Source organism: Aminobacter aganoensis (assembly GCF_014206975.1).
In the GTDB taxonomy this organism is placed as follows: domain Bacteria; phylum Pseudomonadota; class Alphaproteobacteria; order Rhizobiales; family Rhizobiaceae; genus Aminobacter; species Aminobacter aganoensis.
Genome location: NZ_JACHOU010000006.1, coordinates 136,286 through 156,897, shown reverse-complemented (window position 1 = coordinate 156,897; position 20,612 = coordinate 136,286). Strand labels below are relative to the sequence as shown.

Below are 20,612 nucleotides of genomic sequence, written 5' to 3'. Positions count from 1 at the left end.
CCGCATGCGCGAAAGACTTAAGGGCGTTTCGGCAGCGTTACAACAAGGGAGCGGTGAAATGCTCCCGGCTCAGCGCGGGAAGCCGAACAGATCGGCGTCGCTGTCCCGGTTTCCGCACAGGGCGGCACGGACGATCTCGGCGGCGATGCGCGAATAAGTGATGCCATTGCCGCCATATCCCATCACCGCGTGCACGCGCGGCAGGCGGGGAAGCGTGCCGATATAGGGAAGGCCTGTCGCGGTGGTGCCGAACGAACCGGTCCAGGCGAATTCCGGCGCGGTGTCGAGCCGGGGCAGGAGCCGCTTCAGCTTGGCGGCGATGCGATCCGATTTCTCGGCGATCAGCGCATCGCGGCGCGCTTCGTCGGTGAAGTCCTCGTCCTCGCCGCCGCAGATCACCCGGCCGTCGGTTGTCGCGCGTAGATAGAGATACGGATCGGAGGCTTCCCAGATCAGGGCGGCGTCCGGCCAGAGCATGCGCTTCTGCGGCTGCGTGGCGATGGCCCAGGTCGAGATCACCTGATGGTCGGGCACCTGAGGAAAGCCGGGGACGAGCTCGTAGCCGGTGGCGAGTACCGCATGGCTGACGGTGATGGTCGGGCCGCCGCGTGTCGCGACCGTCACCTCGTCGCGGCTCGAGGCGATGCCGGTGGCCTCGGCCGGTGCATAGAAGCGGGCCTTGCGTTGGCCTGCCGTCAACAGCAGCCCGGCCGTCAGCTTGCGCGGATCGAGCGCCAGGTTGCCGTGGCTCAGGATCGCACTGTCGCGGGCGATGCCGAACCGTTCGCGCAGTTCTGCCTTGGGGAGATAGGTGGCATGGATGCCGGCAAGCCGCCGCGCCTCGACCTCGGCGCGCAATCCGCTGGCATCGAGCACGTCGCCGGCCAGGTAGAGCGATTGCCGGGTCTCGACGTTGCAGCGTATGCCGAGTTCGTCGATGCGGGCCATGAGGTTCGTCACCGCAAGCCGGGAGCGCCGCCAGGCGCGCTCGGCGCGGTCCTTGCCGATGCCGGGCACCAGCTTGGACAGCGGCTTGTCGATCTCGTACTGGACCAGTGCGGTGGTTGCCGAGGTCGAGCCCAGGAGCGGGCCGCGGCGGTCGATGCAGGCGACGGACATGCCGGCATCCGTCAGCGCTTCCGCCACCATGGCCCCGCTGATGCCCATGCCAACGATGGCGACGTCTGCCTTGATGTCGCGCGTCAGCCTGCCGGTCGGAACCGTCGGCGCGCGGTAGGCATACCAGACGGGCCGTCCGGTCCTGAGGTCGAGCTTGCGGGTCACGATTGGCGGGTCTCCCTGGCCCGCGTTCAACGCCGCGCGCCAGTGGAGGTTCCGCCTAGGCGGTCAGACCCAGCCCGACAGTTCGCGCCGGGCGATTGCCTCGATCACCGCCATGCCTTCGGCGCTGTCGTTGAGGCAGGGGATGTGGGAGAAGTTCTTGCCGCCGGCATGGTGGAAGATCTCGGCGTTCTCGCCGGCGATCTCCTCCAGCGTCTCGATGCAGTCGGCGGAGAAGCCGGGGTTGACGATGGCGATCGACTTCACGCCCTCCTTGGCCAGCCGTTCGACCGTCTTGTCGGTGTAGGGTTGCAGCCATTCCTGGGCGCCGAAGCGCGACTGGAAGGTGGTCATCAGCTTCTTGTCGTCCATGCCGAGCCGCTCGCGCAGCAGCCGCGTCGTCTTCACGCAATGGCAGTGATAGGGATCGCCGCGCTCGAAATAGGGTTTTGGAATGCCGTGATAGGAGGCGAGGATGACCTCCGGCTCGAAATCGAGCGAAGCCAGGTGCTGTTCGATCGAGCGCGCCAGCGCCTCGACATAGACGGGCTCGTCATAATAGGCCGGCACCGTGCGGACCGACGGCATGGCGCGGATTTTCATCAGCGCGCGGAACAGCTGGTCGCTGGCGGTCGCCGTCGTCGTCGCCGAGAACTGCGGATAGAGCGGGAACATGACGATGCGGTCGCAGCCCTGGGCGATCATCTTGTTGACCGCGCTTTCCGTCGAAGGATTGCCATAGCGCATGCCCCAGTCGACGATCACGTCGGGAAGGTCGCGCAAGGCCTCGGAGAGCTTTTCCGCCTGGGCGCGGGTGTAGGTGCGCAGCGGAGATTCGTCGCGTTCGGTGTTCCAGATCTTCTTGTAGTTCTCGCCCGATTTCTTCGGGCGCGTGTTGAGCACGATGCCGTAGAGGATCGGGTACCACAAAAGCTTCGGCATCTCGATGACGCGCGGATCGGAGAGGAATTCGCGGAGATAGCGCCACATCGACTTGGTGTCGGTGCCGTCGGGGGTGCCGAGATTGACCAGGAGAACGCCGACCTTGCCCTTGCGCACCGCCGGATGGCCATTGGGAAACGGGCCGAGCGCCTTGGCCGATTTTTCGTCGATGGTCGTGGTCAGGTTCATTCGGTGTCTCCGTTATGCGGGATACCTAGTTGAATGGGGCAGCCGATCAATGTCGCGTCTGGCCGCACCCGGCACAGGAGCGAACAGGGAATGGTGAGCAGGGGCTAGAGGGGGCGGTTGAGCCAACAGGCTCGTGCGCCCAAGGGTACTGCCCGACTATTCGCTACTCACTATTCCCTGTTCGCCAATCTCCAAAAGCACAAACCCGCCCGGCATGCCGGGCGGGTTTGTGGCAGAAGAGCCCTATCAGTTCGTCGACGGGATCGAAAGCGTTCCGCCGATGTGCAGATCCTTGGCCTTGGCGTCGGGATTGGCGTCGGCGATCGTCTGCCACTTGGTGGGGTCGCCGAGATAGGTCTTGGCGAGATCCCAGTAGGTGTCGCCGGCGGCGATGGTGTGCGTCTTGCCGCCGGTGGCGGCGGCACCGGCCGCCGGTTCCGCCGCTGCGGGTGCTGCCGCGGTGTCGGCGGGCTTGGCCGGTTCGGTTGCGGCCGGGGCAGGCTCGGCCGGCTTTACCGGTTCTGCGGGTGCAGCGGCGGCCGCCGCTGCAATCTCGGTGATGCGGCCGTCGAGCTTGGGCGTATAGGGCCGGTTCTTGGCGAGGTAGTCGGCGACCACCTGTTCGAGGCTCGGACCGTAGTCATAGGCATTGGCGCCATTGTCGGCGAACAGCTTGTAGCCGTCGCCGCCCTGGCGGACGTAGTTGTTGGTGGCGACCGTGTAGACCTTGGCCTCGTCGATCGGCTTCCAGGCGCCGCCGTCCATCACCTCGACCGACTTGATGCGGCCGGCATTGGCGGCGACCGACTTGTCGAAGGAGTATTTCAGGCCGGCGACCTGCGGGAACTTGCCCTTGCCTTCCTCGATCTCGCTGACGCCGGCCTCGAGCGAGGCGACGATGTCCTTGCCGGAGAGCTGGAAGGTGGCCAGCGTGTTCTGGAACGGCAGTACGGTCAGCACTTCGCCCATGGTGACGACGCCCTGGTCGATCGAGGCGCGGATGCCGCCGCCGTTCTGGAAGACGATGGTGACGCCCTGGTCCTTGACTCGGTCGAGGATGGCATCGGAGATCAGGTTGCCCATCTCGCATTCGCGGGCGCGGCAGGTTTCGCGGCTGCCGTCGATGAGCGCGGTAGTCTCGGCGACCTCCTTGTTCTTGAGTTCCTCGATGGGGGCGCCGAGCTCCTTGATGCGGGCGAGCACGGCCTCGTCGGGCTTGATCGAATTGTCGAGATAGATCGGGTCGCCCTTGGCTTCCTTGACGATGCCGTTGTCGTCGAAGGTGACGGTGAACTCGCCGAGATACTTGGAATAGGACGCGGCCTGGGTGACCGGCACCTTGTAGCCCTCGGGGTTGTCGATCATCGTCGGGTAGGGCCCTTCGGCCTTGGCGTCGGTGTTCGACAAAAGCGAGTGCGAGTGGCCGCCGACGACGACGTCGACGCCGGGAATCTTGGCAATCATTTCCTTGTCGCGCGGATAGCCGACATGGGTCAGTGCGATGATCTTGTTGACGCCCTCCGCCTTCAGCTTTTCGACCTCGGCGGTGATGTTCTTGACGTCGTCCTCGATGGCGATGTTGGGGCCGGGGGAGGCGACCTCGGGCGTGTCGTTGGTGACGGCACCGACGATGCCGATCTTCTGGCCGCCGACCTCGAGCACGAGCGACGGCTTGATGCGGTCGCCGACCTTCGACTGGGCATTGGGATGGACGTTGGCCGACAGGACCTGGAACTGGATCTTCTCCAGGAACGGCACCAGCGCCTCTTCGCCGTCGTCGAACTCGTGGTTGCCCACGGTCATGGCATCGAATTTCATCTGGTTCAGGAATTCGGCTTCGGCCGCACCTTTGTAGGTGGTGTAGAACAGCGAACCCTGGAAATTGTCGCCGCCGTTGAGCAGCAGCACGTTCTGGCCTTCGAGCTTCTTGCGCTGGTCGGCAATCGCCGTGACCAGGCGCGCGGCGCCGCCGATGCACTCGCCCTTGCCCTCTTCCTCGGCCGAGCAGGTCGATTCAAACTTGTTGTTGCTCTCAATGCGGCTGTGCCAGTCATTGATGTGCAGAATGGTCAACGTGTAGTCGGCGAATGACGGCGCGGCGGAATAACCGAACGCCGAAGCCGACAAAGCCGCAATGGCAGCCAATCTCTTCATGTTGAAATCTCCCGAATGACCCCCGCGAGACGTTTAGCGTCTTCGCTTGACCGGAATGTTACACATTCCTTGGGGCCATGTTCACATTCCGATTTTTCGGATGCAAGGGAGATTCTGAAGCCGAATGGCGGCGCGATCTACTTGCCAATCGAGAGAGCCGGCCAATGCGTGGCAGCAGCGCTCTGCCGTCGAGCTGGAGCGTCAGCGCAAGTGTTGCGCCCGCCTGGGCGGGCGCAAAGCCAGGATCAGGCCGAGCGCCTGGTCAGGGTGAACTGCTGGTTGGTGCCGCTGGTGCAGTTGAGCTGGTTGGCCGAGATCAGCAGGCAATTGAAGCTGATCGGCGACTGGCGGATCAGCGACGTGCCGTTGATCTGCACCGAGTTGGCGCCGGTCAGAATGTAGGTGCCGTCGGACAGCTTCTGGCCGGTGTCGGTGGCGACCGTCTGGAATGCGCCAGCCTGGAAGGTCGACAGTCCGGTGCCCTTGGCGTCAAGCCAGGCACCTTCGACGCCCGTCGGCGCGGGCCGCGAGCCGCCACCCGAAGATCCGCCGCTGGTCGAACAGCCGGCGATGGCGGCCGCAAGCAGGGCGAGTACTCCGGCCGAAGCAATTTTGCGCGAAGTCGTCATCAAGAATCCTCTCCTCAGTCCGCCTGTCTTCAATCGCCCGATTTGGAGATGAAGGCAAGGCTCAGAACAAAATCCCGAAAAGCCATCGGCATTTTCGGGATCGTGTTTCTATAAGGAAATAGAACGCCATTCCGTTCCAGGAATGGCGTTCGGTTGTGCCTTAGCGAACCAGCACGTTGCGGAACTGCCAGGGATCGTCCTTGTCGAGATCCTCCTCGAACAGGCCGGGGCGGCCTTCGAGCGGCGTCCAGTCGGTGTAGTAGCCGTTGACCGGTCCGAGATACGGAAGCTGCACTTCCAGGCAGCGCCTGTAGTCGGTTTCATCGGCCTCGACGATGCCTGCCTCCGGGTTCTCGAATGCCCAGACCATGCCGGCGAGCACCGCCGACGAGACCTGAAGCCCGGTTGCGTTCTGGTAAGGCGCGAGCTTGCGGGCCTGTTCCAGCGACAGCTGCGAGCCGAACCAGTAGGCGTTCTTGTCGTGGCCGTAGAGCAGCACGCCGAGTTCGTCGATGCCGTCGACCAGTTCGTCCTCGTCGAGAACGTGGTGAACCGGCTGCGGCTTGCCGGCGGCGCCGAACATCTCGTGCATCGACAGAACCGCGTCGTTGCAGGGATGGTAGGCGTAGTGGCAGGTCGGCCGGTAGGTCACCTTGCCCTTCTTCGAGCGCACGGTGAAGAAGTCGGAGATCGAGATCGCCTCGTTGTGGGTGACGAGGAAGCCGTACTGCGCGCCCGGCGTCGGGCACCAGGTGCGGACGCGGGTGTTGGCGCCGGGCTGCTCGAGATAGATCGCGCCCTTGTTGCCGTGCTTGAACTTCTTGGCGTTCTTGGGCTTCCACTTCTCGTGCGTGCCCCAGCCGAGCTCGGACGGCTGCAGGCCTTCCGAGATGAAGCCCTCGACCGACCAGGTGTTCCAGAACACGTTCATCGGCTTGGGGTTCTTGGTGCGCTGGGTGTCGCGCTCGGCGATGTGGATGCCCTTGACGCCGGCCTTCTTCATCAGCGCAGCCCAGCCTTCGCGGTCATGCTGCGCCGGCTCTTCGAATTCGATGCCGAGGTCCTTGGAGAGGTTGACCAGCGCCTGCTTGACGAACCACGAGACCATGCCCGGGTTGGCGCCGCAGGTGGAGACGGCGGTGGTGCCGCCGGGATGCTTGCGCCGTTCGGCCAGGAGCGTCTCGCGCAGCGCATAGTTGGTGCGCTCGTCATTGCCGGCGTTGTTGTCGAAGTAAAAGCCGAGCCAGGGCTCGATCACGGTGTCGACATAGAGTACGCCAAGCTTGCGGCAGAGATGCATGAGGTCGACCGAGCCGGTGTCGACCGACAGGTTGACGCAGAAGCCCTGGCCGCCGCCGTTGGTCAGGAGTGGCGTCAGCAGGTCCTTGTAATTGTCCTTGGATACCGCCTCCTGGATGAATTTGATGCCGCGCTCATCCGCGATCTTCCGGTTTTCGTCGCTGGGATCGATGATCACCATGCGCGACTTGTCGAACTTGAAATGGCGTTCAATGAGGGGGAGCGTTCCGCGGCCGATCGAGCCGAAGCCGATCATCACTACAGGTCCAGTAATCTCACCGTAAACGGGCCATTTTTCATTCGCCATTTTTTATGGCACTCCTTCTCACACTAAAAGAGCCGGGCCCCAATTGACCCGGCTTCAACGGCTAAACCATACATGCTTGTCACAATAAAGCGAATCCTCAGCCCCAGATGCTGTGGATGCTGGACGTTATGCCGCTATTAGCCGGCTTTCGCGACGTCGCCGAGGAAGCCGACGAGCCTGTCGCGGTCGGCGGCGAGGCCCTTGTAATCGAGCTGGTCGCGGTCGAGGCTCATCAGCTGTTCGGCGAAGGACGCGGCCAGTCTGGCCCGGTCCTTGTGGCGGGCGAGCACCGCCAGCGGATCGAGATGGATGCGGATCGTGAACAGCACGTCGCCGGAGACGGGCAGCTTGCGCAAGGTCTGCCGCTCGACGCGGATGAAGGCGTGAGCGGCGACGTCGGCGCCGGGAAACGTCGTCGCCGTCTCGGCCGAGCGGGCGAGGCGCTGGCGGTCGGAAAGCGGGTGATAGAGCGAGCCATCCGCCTGGATCGACCAGTTGAAACGTTCCACAAGCACGGCAAGCTTGTCGAACATGCGCGCGATCAGCTCCGCCATGCGGGTGCCGGGGCCGAAGCCGGGCACGGGGCCGTGGATGTCGTGCATCGGCAGGCCGAACTTTTCGGTCAGCTTCCAGGACGAGGGAAAGCACAGCGAACCGGCGGCCAGCCGCCAGCCATTCCCGCCCTGCCGCATCAGGATCAGGTCTTCCTGCACCAGCTTCGAGGCGGCGATCAGCGGGTTGTCGCCGGGGTTTTCGACGTCGACCGTGCGGCCCGTGCCGGCAATGGTGCAGCGGCCGTTCTCCAGACTGTAGGTCTCGGGAAAGCGTTCGGTCAGGTGCGCCACCAGAAGGTCGAGCACTTCCCGCTGGGCGGGGCGCGTGTCCGGCTCGGCGACGAAAACCTTGTCGGGCAGTTCGGCATAGAGCCGGTCCTTCTCCGCGAGATAGGCATCGAGATGGCCGTCGAGCTCGATCCAGTCGCGGGGGTCGGCCTGCTTCAGGCCGATGGCGAAAGGCTTCGAGCTGCCGTCATAGGGCGTGTGGGTGGGAGTCATAGCCAATGTGGTGGACGCATTCGGCTGGTATGGAACAGGCGGATTATCTCGACCGCATCATCTGCAATCCGATAGGGGATGAGAAACGGCAGGCCGGGAACGGACCATTCGCGTATGGCCTTTTCGGACGTGGGCCGGCCGATGGTCGGTTTCTCCCCGGGCAGGGTGATGGCCCTGTCCAGCCGCAGCACAAGTTGACGTGCCGCTTCCTCGCTGTCTGCGGCAATATGCGTTTGCGCCTCGCGCAAATCCCTGATCGCGGCTTTCGTCAGCCGGATTTTCATTTGGCGTTGTTGGTGAAGACATCCGGTTCGGGAGGCGGCAGTTCATCCGCAGTTCCCCATGAGCGAAGCCATTTCGACGTCGCTTCCCATGAAATGAACTCACCGCTTTCGTCGGCCTCGTCGACCGCTTCCCGGATCGCAGCCAGATAAGCACGGCGCTCGGCCAGATGGGCCTCGACGGCTTCCTTGACGATGAAGGCGCTCGAACGCTGCGTGGACTTGGCGTAGTCCTCCAACTCCTGCCTGGTTTCAGGAGGAAGCCGCACGGAAAATGTGTTGCTGTTCGTCATTGTCATCTCCGCGAACACACATGAGCACAATGTATGCGCTGGTCGATGAGTGCGTCAAGCCAAGCGAGCCTCGGGGACCCGAGCTCCAATCAGCCCGCGCAGGGAGTTGCCGACGAATATCCTCGGCGCGGCTGCGAGATCGTGGACGGTCACCTTGGCTTCCACGGCCTCGCCCCTGTCGATCATCTCGCCGCGCAGCACGCCTGCCAGCAGGCCGCAGGCGAGGGGTGGCGTCCTGAGCGGGCCGCCGTCGCCCATGTCGATGAAGAGATTGGTGATGGTGCCTTCGCAGACTTCGCCTGCCTCGTTGAGCAGGAGCACCTCGTCGGCATCATCGCGCGGGAATTCGGCGCGGGCCGCATCGTAGGCCTCGCGGCGCGTGGTCTTGTGGCGAAGCAGCGGGTCGGTCGAGGCGAGGCGCGTGGACGCGATACGCACCGTCCATACTGCGTCGGGCGCCAGCGGAACGAAGGGGTGGCTCGTAACTTCGGCCTTGCCGTTGAACCCAAGCACGAGCCGGATCCTGAGCGGCGTGTCACCGCCTGTGGCCCCGGTCAAGGCCTGTTCGATCGTCGTCCCGTCGAAGCCGAAGCCGAGCGTCTCGGCCGAAGCCTTGAGCCGGGCAAGGTGCCGGCCGCCGCGCAGGAAGCCGCCTTGCGGCTCCCAGCGCATCGTCTCGATCAGTTCGAAGCCGGAACCGAGCCCGTCGCGAACCGTGCTTTCAGAAGACATTCGGCATACTCCGCTTCGGCGGTCGAATCGAACACCACGCCCCCGCCGACATTGTAGACGGCCTCGCCGTCGGGAAAGAGCGTGATGGTGCGGATCGCCACGTTGAAGCGCATGGTGCCGCCCGGCGCGATCCAGCCGATGGCGCCGCAATAGACGTCGCGCGGCGTGCCTTCGAGATCGTGCAGGATCTCCATCGCCCGGATCTTGGGCGCGCCGGTGATCGAGCCGCAGGGGAAGAGGGCGGCAAACACCTGCTCGATGCTGAGGCCGGGCAGGAGCTTCGCCCTGACGGTGCTGACCATCTGGTGCACCGTCGGATAGCTCTCGATGCGGAACAGTTCGGGCACGTCGAGCGAGCCGACTTCGCTGATCAGCGAGATGTCGTTGCGCAGCAGGTCGACGATCATGCGGTTTTCCGCCTGGTTCTTCTCGTCGTTGCGCAGGAACTCCCTGAGGGTGGCGTCTTCCTCGGGCGTCTTGCCGCGCGGGGCGGTGCCCTTCATCGGGTGGGTCTCGATCCAGCCCTCGCTGTCGATGTCGAAGAACAGTTCGGGCGAGCGCGACAGCACGACGGGCCCGCCGAGCGAGACCAGCGAGCCGTATTTCACCGGCTGCCGGGCAATCAGCGCGTCGAAGGCATCGAGCGGCGTGCCGGACCATTGCGCATGCACGGGAAAGGTCAGGTTGGCCTGGTAGCAGTCGCCCTGGCGCAGGTGCTGGTGCAGCTTGCTGAACCGGCGCCCATAGTCGGCCTCCGACCACGTCGCCCGCGCATCGAAGATCGGCCCGTTGGTCGCAGGCTCGCGCGACGGCGCGCGATCCCGGTCCGACGGCTGGTCGAACACGCCGAGGCAGACCAGCGGCGTGCGCCGCCCCTCGGGCAACAGCGGCCGCAGCTTCGGCTCCAGCAGGTAGCCGGCCTCGTAGGAGAAGTAGCCGGCAAGCCACTTGCCTTGCTCATGCGCCGTCTGGGCTGCCTGCAAGGCCGGGAAGAAATCCGCCGCGTCATGCGCAAGGATGATCTCGCGGGGCGCTTCGAACAGCACCTCGCGGCCAGCGGGGTCGTCCCGGAACAGGACGAATGGAGATGTGGGACCAGTCATGATGTCAGCGTGCTTGCGATAGAACCGGGCTCAGTCCGGCGCTTCCAGTTCGTCGATGAGGTTGCTGATCACGGCAAGCCCCTTCTGCCAGAAGGCGGGATCGGTGGCATCGAGCCCGAACGGCTTCAGGAGTTCGGAATGATGCTTGGTGCCGCCGGCGCGCAGCATCTCGAAATATTTGTCCTGAAAACCGCGCTCGGCATTCTGGTAGACCGCGTAGAGCGAGTTCACCAGGCAGTCGCCGAAGGCGTAGGCATAGACGTAGAACGGCGAATGGATGAAGTGCGGGATGTAGGACCAGAACACCTCGTAGCCGTCGCGCAACTTGATCGCGGGCCCCAGGCTCTCGGCCTGCACCTCGAGCCAGAACTGGCCGAGCTGGTCGGAGGTCAGCTCGCCGTTCTTGCGCTCGGAATGCACCTTGCGCTCGAACTCGTAGAAGGCGATCTGGCGCACGACCGTGTTGATCATGTCCTCGACCTTCTGGGCCAGCATCGCCTTGCGCTCGCGATTGTCGGTGGTGCGTTCGAGCAGCGAGCGGAAGGTCAGCATCTCGCCGAACACGCTTGCCGTTTCGGCCAGCGTCAGCGGCGTCGAGGCCATCAGCGCGCCCTGGCCGCCGGCTAGCACCTGGTGCACGCCGTGGCCGAGCTCGTGGGCAAGGGTCATGACGTCGCGCGGCTTGCCCATGTAGTTGAGCAGCACGTAGGGATGCGCCGACGGCACTGTCGGATGGGCGAAGGCGCCGGGCGCCTTGCCGGGTCGCACCGGCGCATCGATCCAGCGGCGGTCGAAGAACGAGCGGGCGATCTCGGCCATTTCCGGCGAGAAACGCTGATAGGCGGTCAGCACCGTGTCCTTGGCCTCGTCCCAGCCGATGACCGCCTGCGGCGTCTCGGGCAGCGGGGCGTTGCGGTCCCAGTGGTTCATCACATCGGTGCCGAGCCACTTGGCCTTCATCGCGTAATAGCGATGCGACAGGCGCGGATAGGCCTCGCGCACGGCGGCGGCCAACGCGTCGACGACCTCGCGCTCGACCCGGTTGGCGAGGTGGCGGGAATCGGCGATGTCCTCGAAGCCGCGCCAGCGGTCGGAAATCTCCTTGTCCTTGGACAGGGTGTTGGTGATCAGCGTGAAGACGCGCAGGTTCTTGCGGAACGTCGCGGCCAGCGCATCGGAGGCTGCCTTGCGCACCTCGCCATCGGGGTCCTGCAGCTTGTTCAGCGCCGGTTCCAGCGTCAGTTCCTCGCCGCCGATGTCGAAACGCAGGTCGGTCATCGTCTCGTCGAAGAGGCGGTTCCAGGCGCCGCGCCCGGTGATCGACTTTTCGTGGAACAGCTGCTCGACGCGATCCTCGAGCTGGTAGGGCTTGTCCTTCCTGAGGTCGAGCACCCAGGGCCGGTAGTGGCCGAATTCAGGATCGGCATCGAGCGCCTTGAGGATCAGCGCGTCGTCGACGAGGTTGAGTTCGAGCGCGAAGAACAGCAAATGCGCGCTGGCATCGGTCATCTTTTCCTGGACGTCGCCGTAAAGTTTCGCGCGCTTGGGGTCGGAGGTGTCGCCGGCATAGACGAGCCCGGCATAGGAGACGACGCGCCCGACCAGTTCCTCCAGCGCCTCGTAGGTCTGCATGGCCTGGCCGAGCTTGCCGGCCGCGCCCCGTTCGGCCTCGATGGCCAGGGTGCCTTTCCAGCGCGCCTCGAAAGCCACCGCATCGACTGACGCCTTGTCGAGATCGCGTGCGAGCTCGGGCGCGTCCATGCCGGCATACAGGTCGGCGAGATCCCATTCGGGCAACTCGCCAAACCCCGCCGCGCCCCTGGCGGAAGCGGTGGCTGACATCTCTTGCCCGGAATTCCAACGCATTGCGTCTTCCTTTTCACGTCCCTGGGCCAGTCGATTCAAATCCTAAGGGATTCGTTCACCGGCTTTTTTGAAACCTTATTTAGAACCCTGTGCCAGGATGATCCACATCCAATCAGCAGCTACGGGCATATACCGGACATTCATGGCAGGTTCGATTCTTATAGTCGATGACGATCCCGTCCAACGTCGCCTGGTCGACGCCGCGGTGACGAAATTTGGCCATACCGCGATCGCCGTCGACGGCGGCGAGGCTGCTTTGCGGATGCTCGACGGCGCGCGCGGCGGCGAGATCGGTGCGCTCATCCTCGACCTGTCGATGCCCGGGCTCGACGGGATCGGTGTGCTCAAGGCGATGCGTGAACGCGACATCACGCTTCCGGTCATCGTCCAGACCGCGCAGGGCGGCATCGACACGGTGGTGTCGGCGATGCGCAACGGCGCCTTCGACTTCGTCGTCAAGCCGGCATCCCCGGAAAAGCTCCAGGCGGCGATCGCCAACGCGCTCAAGGTGGAAGCAGTCGAAAATACGGTTCGGCGCACGGCCCGCCGCAGCGGCGGGCTGCTCACCTTCCGCGACATGATCACCAGAAGCCCGTCCATGGACCGGGTCATCCGGCTTGGCCAGAAGGCTGCGGCATCGAACATCCCGATTCTGATCGAGGGCGAATCCGGCGTCGGCAAGGAACTCGTCGCCCGCGCCATCCAGGGCTCGGGCGACCGCCGCTCGAAACCCTTCGTCACCGTCAATTGCGGCGCCATTCCCGACAATCTCGTCGAGAGTATCCTGTTCGGCCACGAGAAGGGTTCGTTCACCGGCGCGACGGAAAAGCATCCGGGCAAGTTCGTCGAGGCCAACAACGGCACGCTGTTCCTCGACGAGATCGGCGACTTGCCGCTCGACGTGCAGGTCAAGCTGCTGCGCGCCGTGCAGGAGGGCGAGGTCGATCCGGTGGGCGGCCGCAGCACCGTCAAGGTCGACATCCGGCTGATCTCGGCGACGCACCGCAACCTGTTGCAGCAGGTCAAGGACGGCAAGTTCCGCGAGGACCTGTTCTACCGCCTCAACGTCTACCCGATCTTCGTGCCGCCGCTGCGCGACCGCCGCGACGACATTCCACTCCTGGTCGGCCATTTCATCTCGCGGGTCGCACCGGCGAGCGCGCATGGCAGGATCCCGGCGATCTCGGAAAATGCCCTGGCGCTGCTCCAGGCCTATGACTGGCCGGGCAACATCCGGCAACTCGAGAACGCCGTTTTCCGCGCTTGCGTTCTTTCCGAAGGCGACGTGCTGACCGAGGACGAGTTCCCGCAGATCCGCGCCCAGGTGGAAGGGGTCGTCGACCTCGGCGGCCAGGCGAGGCAGGGGCTTGCGGATCTTCCAGCCGACAGGCCCGCGCCGGTCGCGCCGCTGGCCGCCGTATCGGAAAAGCCGCGTCCGGGCATGCTGCGGGCGCTCGACGAGCGCGGCAATGTCCGTCCGCTGGCCGACGTGGAATTCGAGATGATCCGGCTCGCCATCGAGCACTACAACGGTCAGATGAGCGAAGTGGCGCGGCGGCTGGGCATCGGCCGCTCGACGCTCTACCGCAAGCTCAAGGAATACGGGATCGATCCGGAAACCGGTCGCAGCGAACGACTCGCGTCGTGATGTTTTCCTCGCCGATCTGGAATTAAAGCTTGCGTGTCGCTTGCGGGACGCAGCCAATTGTGGCCGCGCGCGGATTTGTTCAGCGACATTTTTGTCGTATAAACCAGCGGTTTACCATGAAATTCTGAGATTCCCTTTTGCTGGGATATCGCCATGGTGTTACCGCATTTTGCCTTCAATAAGCAGTGATTAACCATTAGGATCGATATTCGGACACGAATCCGTAACAGTGTCCGGGCTTCAAATCCGGGGACAGATGGCAGCCTAACAGGGCCTTTTGATTTGAACAGGATCGAGAACACCGAAGGGCGTCGCTCGAAATCGAATAATTGGCAAAAGTGGCTTACGGCCGCGATGCTAACGTTTGGTTTCCTGACAGCTTCTCAAGCGACAGCCTCCGCCGAAACGCGGACCCTCAAGCTTTATTACACCCATACGGGTGAGCGGGCTGAGATCACGTTCAAGCGCAACGGCAGATACGACGCTGCCGGGCTCAAGAAGCTCAATCAGTTCCTGCGCGACTGGCGCCGCAACGAGCCGACCAAGATGGACCCGCGACTGTTCGACGTGGTCTGGGAGGCCTATCGTTCCGCCGGCGGCCGCGACTACATCCATGTCGTGTCGGCCTATCGTTCGCCGGCGACCAATTCGCTGCTGCGCAGCCGTTCGAGCGGCGTTGCCGAAAAAAGCCAGCACATGCTCGGCAAGGCGATGGATTTCTTCATTCCCGGCGTGCCGCTGAAGAAGCTGCGTGACTCGGGCCTGCGCGTGCAGGCCGGTGGCGTCGGCTACTATCCGCGCTCCGGTTCGCCCTTCATCCACATGGATGTCGGCAATGTGCGCCATTGGCCGCGCATGAGCCGCAAGGAACTCGTCGCTGTGTTCCCATCCGGCAAGACGCTGCACGTGCCGAGCGACGGCAAGCCGCTGCCCGGCTTCGAGCAGGCACTGGCCTCCTATCAGTCGCGCAAGAAGAGCGGCGAGATGGTCCTTGCCAGCGCTTCGTCGTCGCCGTCCAAGCGCAGCGGCGGCCTGTTTGCCGCGCTGTTTGGTGGCGGCGGTGCCGACGAGGAAGAGGATACCGGCGAAATCGCCGTGGCCGCCGTCGCGCCGAAGCCGAAGGCGACCGCCAGGGCCGTTGCCGAAGCTCCCGCTGCCAAGACGCTGCCCGGCATCCAGATCGTGGCGCCGGAAAACGCTCAGCGGGCAGAACTGCCGCAGATGGCCGACGAGGCTCCTGCCGAGGACGCGCCGGAGACCATTCTCGCGGCACTTCCCGCCCGCAGCGTGCCGCTGCCCGGCATCGCGCCGCGGCCGCAGGCCGAAGTCGGCATGGCGACCGCAGAAAACGTGCCGTTCGGCGCCGCATCCGCGCCGCTGGCCGAAGGCGAGCAGCCGACCGCGGTCGAACAGCAGATCGCGGCCAATGTGCCGCTGCCGACCAGGCGTCCCAGCTACAATCCGCCGGCCGAGCTCGCGCCCGAGAACCAGAACGTCCTGATGGCGCTCGCCTCCACCGACGACATGCCGGCTGTGGCAAGCGGCGCGCCGCTGCCTTCGGCCCGTCCGCAGGACATGACGGTGGAAGCGGCGCTCGCAGCGGCCGACGACATTCCAGCCGAGGAAGCTGCCGACGACGAGTTCGAGGTTGCAGCTCTCGCGCCGGTGCCGGAGCAGCGCTCGGTGTTCGACCAGCCCGAGGTCGTGGCCACCGCCGCGCCCAAGGCTGCGACGCCGAAGAATGCCATTGCCTCGCTTTCGGCGGGCCAGGACCCGGCCGCGGCGATCGGCGGCAGCGTCAAGACCACCCGCAAGTCGGGGCGTCCCGTTGCCGAGGAAGCCAAGCCCGATCCCAAGGCCGTCGTGGTCGCAGCAGCGCCCGATGCCGCACGCTGGGCCCTGCGCAGCGGCGAGCAGGTGACGACGGTCACGACCAACACCAAGGCTCCGGGCTTTGCCTACAACATGGTCCGCACCGCGCCGAAGGAGGTCTATACGGCCGGCTTCCAGCAGGGCAGCCAGTCGGCGGATGCCAACCGCTTCTCCGGCAGCGCCGTGAAGTTCCTGTCGGTCGCTCGCTTCGAGAACAACTGACCGGACGACGAGACAAACAAAAAAAGCCGCGCTGGTAACCAGCGCGGCTTTTTTGTTTGCAGCGACCGCGCGTCAGCTCTTGCGCAGCTTGTTGGCCTCCGCCGCCAGCGCCTCGATCCCGGCCCAGTCGCCGGCCTTGACCATCTCGTCCGGGGCAACCCACGAGCCGCCGACGCAGACGACGTTCGGCAGGCTGAGATAGTCCCTGGCGTTCTTGGCCGAGATGCCGCCGGTGGGGCAGAACTTGACGTCGGCGATCGGCGAGGCGAGGGCCTTGAGGAACGGCGCGCCGCCGGCCTGCTCGGCGGGGAAGAATTTCAGGAAGTCGAGGCCGGCCTCGAGCGCGCCCATGATCTCGCCCGGGGTGATGGTGCCGGGCAACAGCGGCACGTCGCTTTTGGCGGCATGGGCGGCCAGTTCGCGGGTCAGGCCGGGGCTGACGATGAATTTCGAACCGGCGGCAACGGCCTCGTCGAAATGGCGGGCGTTGAGGATCGTGCCGGCGCCGACGATGCAGTCCTCGACCTCGGCGGCGACGCGGCGGATGCATTCCAGCGCTTCGTCGGTCCGCAAGGTGATCTCGATCGCCCGGAGGCCGCCGCGGGCCAGGGCGCGGGCCAGCGGCACGGCATCGGCGGCACGCTCGATCTTCAGCACCGGAATGACCGGCTGGCCATCCAGCAGCGCAAGCAGTTTCTGGGTTTTGCTGGTCATGGCACTCGCTCCGTTCTCAATTTTCAACCGATTTAACAGACCCGGCGGATCAAGTCCACGAAGCCTGCAGCGACATGGTGCCCGGGTGTCGTCAGGAGGTCTGGGCTGCTCTGCGTGTCATACAGGTCCAGCCTTCTAAGATCGACCGAAAATCCCGGCCAGCCAGGATCTGAGCGCCGGCCACAGCCCGCCGGTCGCAGGCTGCAAGGCCGTGCGTATCGCGCCTTGCGTGCGTTCGCCGGCGATGCCGTCGGCGGCAAGGCCGTGCTCGGCCTGGAACGTCCTGACCGCAGACGCGGTTCCCGGGCCATAGATGCCGTCGGTGTCGACGGGGTAGCCCAGCGCGACGAGCGTTTCCTGCAATTCGGTGACCAGTTCGCCGCGCGAGCCGACCTGCATCGTCAGGTCGCCGGGTGCCGGCCCGTCGATCTGCCTGCGATAGGCTTCGGCCAGCTTGGTATGGTAGTTGTTCTTGCGGAAGCCAGGGCCGTTGTAGCCGTGCCCGACGGCTTCCCAGTCATGGCCGTTGAGCGCGTCCTTGAGCCCGGCCTTGTCGATGTAGCGCGCCATCAGCCGTGCCTGGCCGGCAGCCCCGGAGCGGGCCTCGGCGACGAGCCCGTCGACATTGTCGAAGCCGAGCCACAGCCAGTGGGCCCCCATCACCTGCCCGAGGCCCCACGATGTCGATTCATGGGCGGCCTGGTGGTCGATGCCGGCCGCCTGTTCGAGCATCTGCCAGCGCGCCGCCTGGCCGCGCGGGTTGGCAACGGCGCCGGCCGTCGGCGAGGCCAGGCCCGCCGCGCGTGCCCTTGCCTGCCTGTCGTCGGAAAGCCGGCGGTCGAAATAGTGCCCTTCGAAGCGGATCAGCGGTTCGTTGCGGCCGTCGACCCTGGCGAAGACCTGGCCGGCGCTCTCGATCTCGGCAATGGCGAGCAGCGCGGCCGGCTCCAGCCCGAATTCGCTTGCCGCCTTCTCGATTTCATCGGCCGTCTGCTTGCTGAACATGCGCGACACTCTCCGTTTCGTCGCTACCATTGTCGCCGGAATTCGGCAGGCGTGGAAAAGACAGCCCGAGGTTTCGCCCGCCTTTTTCCTGTGCGCGTCCGACCCGAATCAGGAACCGCCTGTAATCGCTCCACTTTCAGCTGCACGTTGAAAAAAATGAGGCGAAGCGCTAGTGGCTCACGCCATGAATCTTTCCACGCCTCATTTCGAGTACCGCGTCGCCGCCCTCTACCGCTTCTGCCGGCTGGAGCGCTTCGAGGATCTGCGCGCCCCGCTTGCCGCCTTCTGCTGCGGCAAAGGCATCAAGGGCACGCTGCTGCTGGCCCGCGAGGGCATCAACGGCACGGTCGCCGGGACCGAGGAGGCGATTGCCGAGCTGGTCGCCCATCTCGAAGCGATGCCGGAACTCGCCGGTCTCGAAGTCAAGTACAGCACGGCGAGCGAAATGCCGTTCCACCGCATGAAGGTGCGGCTGAAGAGCGAGATCGTCACCATGGGCGTCGAGGGCATCGACCCGCTCGCCAGCGTCGGCGCCTATGTCGAGCCGCAGGACTGGAACGCCCTCATTTCCGACCCCGGCACGATCGTCGTCGACACGCGCAACGACTACGAGGTTTCGATCGGCACGTTCTCCGGCGCGGTCGACCCGCAGACCAAGAGTTTCCGCGAGTTCCCGGGTTGGGTCGAGAACCATCGCAGCGAGCTCGAAGGCCGCAAGGTGGCGATGTTCTGCACTGGCGGCATCCGTTGCGAAAAGGCGACGGCCTATGTGAAGTCGCTCGGCATCGACGAGGTGTTCCACCTCAAGGGCGGCATCCTCAGATATCTCGAGGAGGTGCCGGCCGAGGACAGCCTGTGGCAGGGCGAGTGCTTCGTCTTCGACGAGCGCGTGTCTGTGGCGCACGGCCTTGCCGTCGGCGAGGCCGAGCTCTGCCGTGCCTGCCGGCATCCGCTCATGCCCGAGGAATTGCAGTCGCCGAAATTCCTGTCGGGCGTTTCCTGCCCGCATTGCCACGACAGCCGCAGCGAGGCGGATCGCGCCCGCTATGCCGAGCGTCACCGCCAAGTAGAACTGGCAGAACAACGCGGCGACGCCCCTCACATCGGCAGTTGAACGGCTGTATCCGGATTGCATCGCCAAATTGGCCGGCGTCATTGTAATGTCGCGATCGTCCGCCTACCTCTCGGCGACCGACATTTCCAACCGGAGGCATCCATGTTCGACCCCAAGAAGCTGCTCGACGATCTCCTCGGCTCCAAGATCCCTGGCACCGGCTCCACCGTGCGCGACAAGGCCGGACAGGCGACGCAGCTGGCCAAGGACAATCCGCTTGCTGCCGGTGCGCTGGTCGCGGTGCTGCTCGGGACCGGTGCCGGCCGCCAGGTCACGGGTACGGCGCTGAAGGTCGGCGGTCTCGCGGCCATCGGCGGCCTCGCCTACAAGGCCTACCAGAACTACAAGGCCGGCAATGCCCCCGAGCAGACCGCCGCCGCCCCCAAAGCCGAGCCGCAGCTTTTGCCGCCGCCGGCCGACAATTCCTTCCATCCCTCGCAGGCGCCCCAGGGCGAGACTGAATTCGCGCTGACCCTGATCCGCGCCATGATCGCCGCCGCCAAGGCCGACGGCCATATCGACGACGACGAGCGCAAGAAGATCGGCGACAAGCTCAGCCTGTCCGGCATCGGTTCCGAGGCGGAGCAGTTCCTGATGGCCGAGCTCGATGCGCCGCTGGATCTCGATTCGATCGTCGCCGCAGCCCAGACCGACGCCCAGAAGGTCGAGCTCTACACGGCCTCGCGCCTTGCCATCGATCCCGACACGCGCGCCGAACGCGGCTATCTCGACCTGCTCGCCGGCCGGCTGAAGCTGCCGGACGCATTGGTCGACCATGTCGAGGCGACGGTGTCGAGCGTCAAGGTGCCGGTCGAGGCAACGGCCAATCCGCAGGTCAACCCACGCTGGTAGGTGCCGGGCGGGAGGCCCGGGAAAAGCGGCTAAAAGGCCGTTTTTCACGTTAAGGATTTGTTAACCGAGCAGGCGCATCCTTTTCTTACTCGGATCGGCTCTCCTCCTCCCAAGCACGGTTCGATGAAAAACTGGGCGGTCGCCAATGACCGCCCTTTTTCTGTGCCCGCATCCTTTGCGCCATCGCTACAATCGAGACGCCCGATCTGGTTTTGCCTGGGTCGGCGCTCTAGATTGTCGACGCTAAATGATCGTCCGCCGGCGATTGGTCATGCGCATGGAGGAGCTTCATCATGGCAAGCAACAGGGTCGCAGTGGTCACCGGTGCCGGCAAGGGCATCGGCAAGGCGGTGGCGACCGCGCTGCTGAGGGACGGCTGGAACACCGTCTTCTGCGGCCGCAGCAAGGCGCCGCTCGATGCGGCGATAGCGGACGCAGGCAAGACCGACGCCAGCGCCCTGGCCGCGGTCTGCGACGTCACCAGGCCCGATCAGGTCGATGACATGTTCGAGACCATCACCGAGGCGTTCGGGCGGGTCGACCTGCTCTTCAACAATGCCGGCATGGGCTACAAGGCCTCCACCATCGACGAGATTCCCGTCGAGGCCTGGAACGATGTCGTGGCGGTCAACCTGACCGGCTCGTTCCTGTGCTCGCGCGCGGCGTTTGCGGCGATGCGCAGGCAGGAGCCGATGGGCGGCCGCATCATCAACAACGGGTCGGTGTCGGCCCATGCGCCGCGCCCCGGTTCGGTGCCCTACACCGCGACCAAGCACGCCATCACCGGCCTGACCAAGACGCTGGCGCTCGACGGGCGCCCCTTCGACATCGCCTGCGGCCAGATCGACATCGGCAACGCGCTGACCGAAATGGCCGTGCCGATGACTGTCGGCGTGCAGCAGGCCGACGGCTCGATCGCCGCGGAAGCGGTGATGGACGTCGAGCGCGTCGCCGAGGCGGTGGTCTACATGGCCGGCCTGCCGCTCGACGCCAACGTGCTGTTCATGACCGTGATGGCGACCAAGATGCCCTATGTCGGGCGCGGGTGAGCCTC

18 protein-coding genes are annotated in these 20,612 nt (G+C 65.0%); 5 read left to right on the top strand and 13 right to left on the bottom strand.

The window, feature by feature from the left end:
* Positions 1-69: 69 nt before the first annotated feature.
* From GGR00_RS14740 to GGR00_RS14690, 11 genes are all read right to left on the bottom strand, one after another.
* Complete coding sequence (locus GGR00_RS14740; protein WP_184699824.1) at positions 70-1,284, bottom strand: FAD-dependent oxidoreductase; 1,215 nt, start codon at positions 1,282-1,284, stop codon at positions 70-72.
* 63 nt (positions 1,285-1,347) lie between these two features.
* Positions 1,348-2,412, bottom strand: coding sequence for a ferrochelatase (hemH, locus tag GGR00_RS14735; protein ID WP_184699823.1), 1,065 nt, complete (start codon positions 2,410-2,412; stop codon positions 1,348-1,350).
* 246 nt (positions 2,413-2,658) lie between these two features.
* Complete coding sequence (locus tag GGR00_RS14730; RefSeq protein ID WP_184699822.1) at positions 2,659-4,566, bottom strand: 5'-nucleotidase C-terminal domain-containing protein; 1,908 nt, start codon at positions 4,564-4,566, stop codon at positions 2,659-2,661.
* 245 nt (positions 4,567-4,811) lie between these two features.
* Positions 4,812-5,195, bottom strand: coding sequence for an outer membrane lipoprotein Omp10 (gene omp10 / locus GGR00_RS14725; RefSeq protein WP_055979651.1), 384 nt, complete (start codon positions 5,193-5,195; stop codon positions 4,812-4,814).
* Positions 5,196-5,355: 160 nt separating this feature from the next.
* On the bottom strand, positions 5,356-6,801 hold the full coding sequence (locus tag GGR00_RS14720) for a homospermidine synthase (RefSeq protein ID WP_055979650.1): 1,446 nt from the start codon (positions 6,799-6,801) through the stop codon (positions 5,356-5,358).
* A 137-nt stretch (positions 6,802-6,938) separates the two neighbouring features.
* The gene (locus GGR00_RS14715) at positions 6,939-7,856 is read right to left on the bottom strand and encodes a heme-dependent oxidative N-demethylase family protein (protein WP_184699821.1); all 918 of its coding nucleotides are present in this window, start codon (positions 7,854-7,856) and stop codon (positions 6,939-6,941) included.
* On the bottom strand, positions 7,853-8,140 hold the full coding sequence (locus GGR00_RS14710) for a type II toxin-antitoxin system RelE/ParE family toxin (RefSeq protein ID WP_055979642.1): 288 nt from the start codon (positions 8,138-8,140) through the stop codon (positions 7,853-7,855). The genes GGR00_RS14715 and GGR00_RS14710 overlap by 4 nt, the downstream gene beginning before the upstream one ends.
* On the bottom strand, positions 8,137-8,430 hold the full coding sequence (locus GGR00_RS14705; protein WP_184699820.1) for a CopG family ribbon-helix-helix protein: 294 nt from the start codon (positions 8,428-8,430) through the stop codon (positions 8,137-8,139). The genes GGR00_RS14710 and GGR00_RS14705 overlap by 4 nt, the downstream gene beginning before the upstream one ends.
* 54 nt (positions 8,431-8,484) lie before the next feature.
* A complete protein-coding gene (locus GGR00_RS14700; protein WP_184699819.1) occupies positions 8,485-9,162 on the bottom strand; it encodes an aminotransferase class IV family protein in 678 nt (225 codons plus the stop codon).
* Entirely contained in the window at positions 9,111-10,265 is a 1,155-nt protein-coding gene (locus tag GGR00_RS14695; RefSeq protein WP_184699818.1) for an aminodeoxychorismate synthase component I, read from the bottom strand. The genes GGR00_RS14700 and GGR00_RS14695 overlap by 52 nt, the downstream gene beginning before the upstream one ends.
* Positions 10,266-10,295: 30 nt before the next feature.
* On the bottom strand, positions 10,296-12,107 hold the full coding sequence (locus GGR00_RS14690; RefSeq protein ID WP_377865033.1) for a M3 family oligoendopeptidase: 1,812 nt from the start codon (positions 12,105-12,107) through the stop codon (positions 10,296-10,298).
* A 166-nt stretch (positions 12,108-12,273) separates the two neighbouring features.
* Here GGR00_RS14690 and GGR00_RS14685 point away from each other — a divergent pair, with 166 nt between their 5' ends.
* Positions 12,274-13,779 carry a sigma-54-dependent transcriptional regulator gene (locus tag GGR00_RS14685; protein ID WP_184699816.1) on the top strand — a complete coding sequence of 502 codons (1,506 nt, stop codon included), beginning with the start codon at positions 12,274-12,276 and terminating at the stop codon, positions 13,777-13,779.
* A gap of 354 nt (positions 13,780-14,133) precedes the next feature.
* Positions 14,134-15,873, top strand: coding sequence for a peptidoglycan L,D-endopeptidase MepK (locus GGR00_RS14680; RefSeq protein WP_184699815.1), 1,740 nt, complete (start codon positions 14,134-14,136; stop codon positions 15,871-15,873).
* A gap of 72 nt (positions 15,874-15,945) precedes the next feature.
* Here the strand turns inward: GGR00_RS14680 and GGR00_RS14675 are convergent, their stop codons facing one another.
* Together GGR00_RS14675 and GGR00_RS14670 are read right to left on the bottom strand one after the other, a co-directional pair.
* Positions 15,946-16,587 carry a 2-dehydro-3-deoxy-phosphogluconate aldolase gene (locus GGR00_RS14675; RefSeq protein ID WP_055979621.1) on the bottom strand — a complete coding sequence of 214 codons (642 nt, stop codon included), beginning with the start codon at positions 16,585-16,587 and terminating at the stop codon, positions 15,946-15,948.
* A 135-nt stretch (positions 16,588-16,722) separates the two neighbouring features.
* On the bottom strand, positions 16,723-17,592 hold the full coding sequence (locus GGR00_RS14670; RefSeq protein WP_184699814.1) for an N-acetylmuramidase domain-containing protein: 870 nt from the start codon (positions 17,590-17,592) through the stop codon (positions 16,723-16,725).
* Between the two features lie 184 nt (positions 17,593-17,776).
* Here GGR00_RS14670 and trhO point away from each other — a divergent pair, with 184 nt between their 5' ends.
* From trhO to GGR00_RS14655, 3 genes are all read left to right on the top strand, one after another.
* Entirely contained in the window at positions 17,777-18,706 is a 930-nt protein-coding gene (trhO, locus tag GGR00_RS14665) for an oxygen-dependent tRNA uridine(34) hydroxylase TrhO (protein ID WP_184699813.1), read from the top strand.
* A gap of 102 nt (positions 18,707-18,808) precedes the next feature.
* On the top strand, positions 18,809-19,558 hold the full coding sequence (locus GGR00_RS14660) for a tellurite resistance TerB family protein (RefSeq protein ID WP_184699812.1): 750 nt from the start codon (positions 18,809-18,811) through the stop codon (positions 19,556-19,558).
* A gap of 293 nt (positions 19,559-19,851) precedes the next feature.
* Positions 19,852-20,607: an SDR family oxidoreductase gene (locus GGR00_RS14655; protein ID WP_055979612.1), complete on the top strand. Its 756-nt coding sequence runs from the start codon at positions 19,852-19,854 to the stop codon at positions 20,605-20,607.
* Positions 20,608-20,612: the final 5 nt, after the last annotated feature.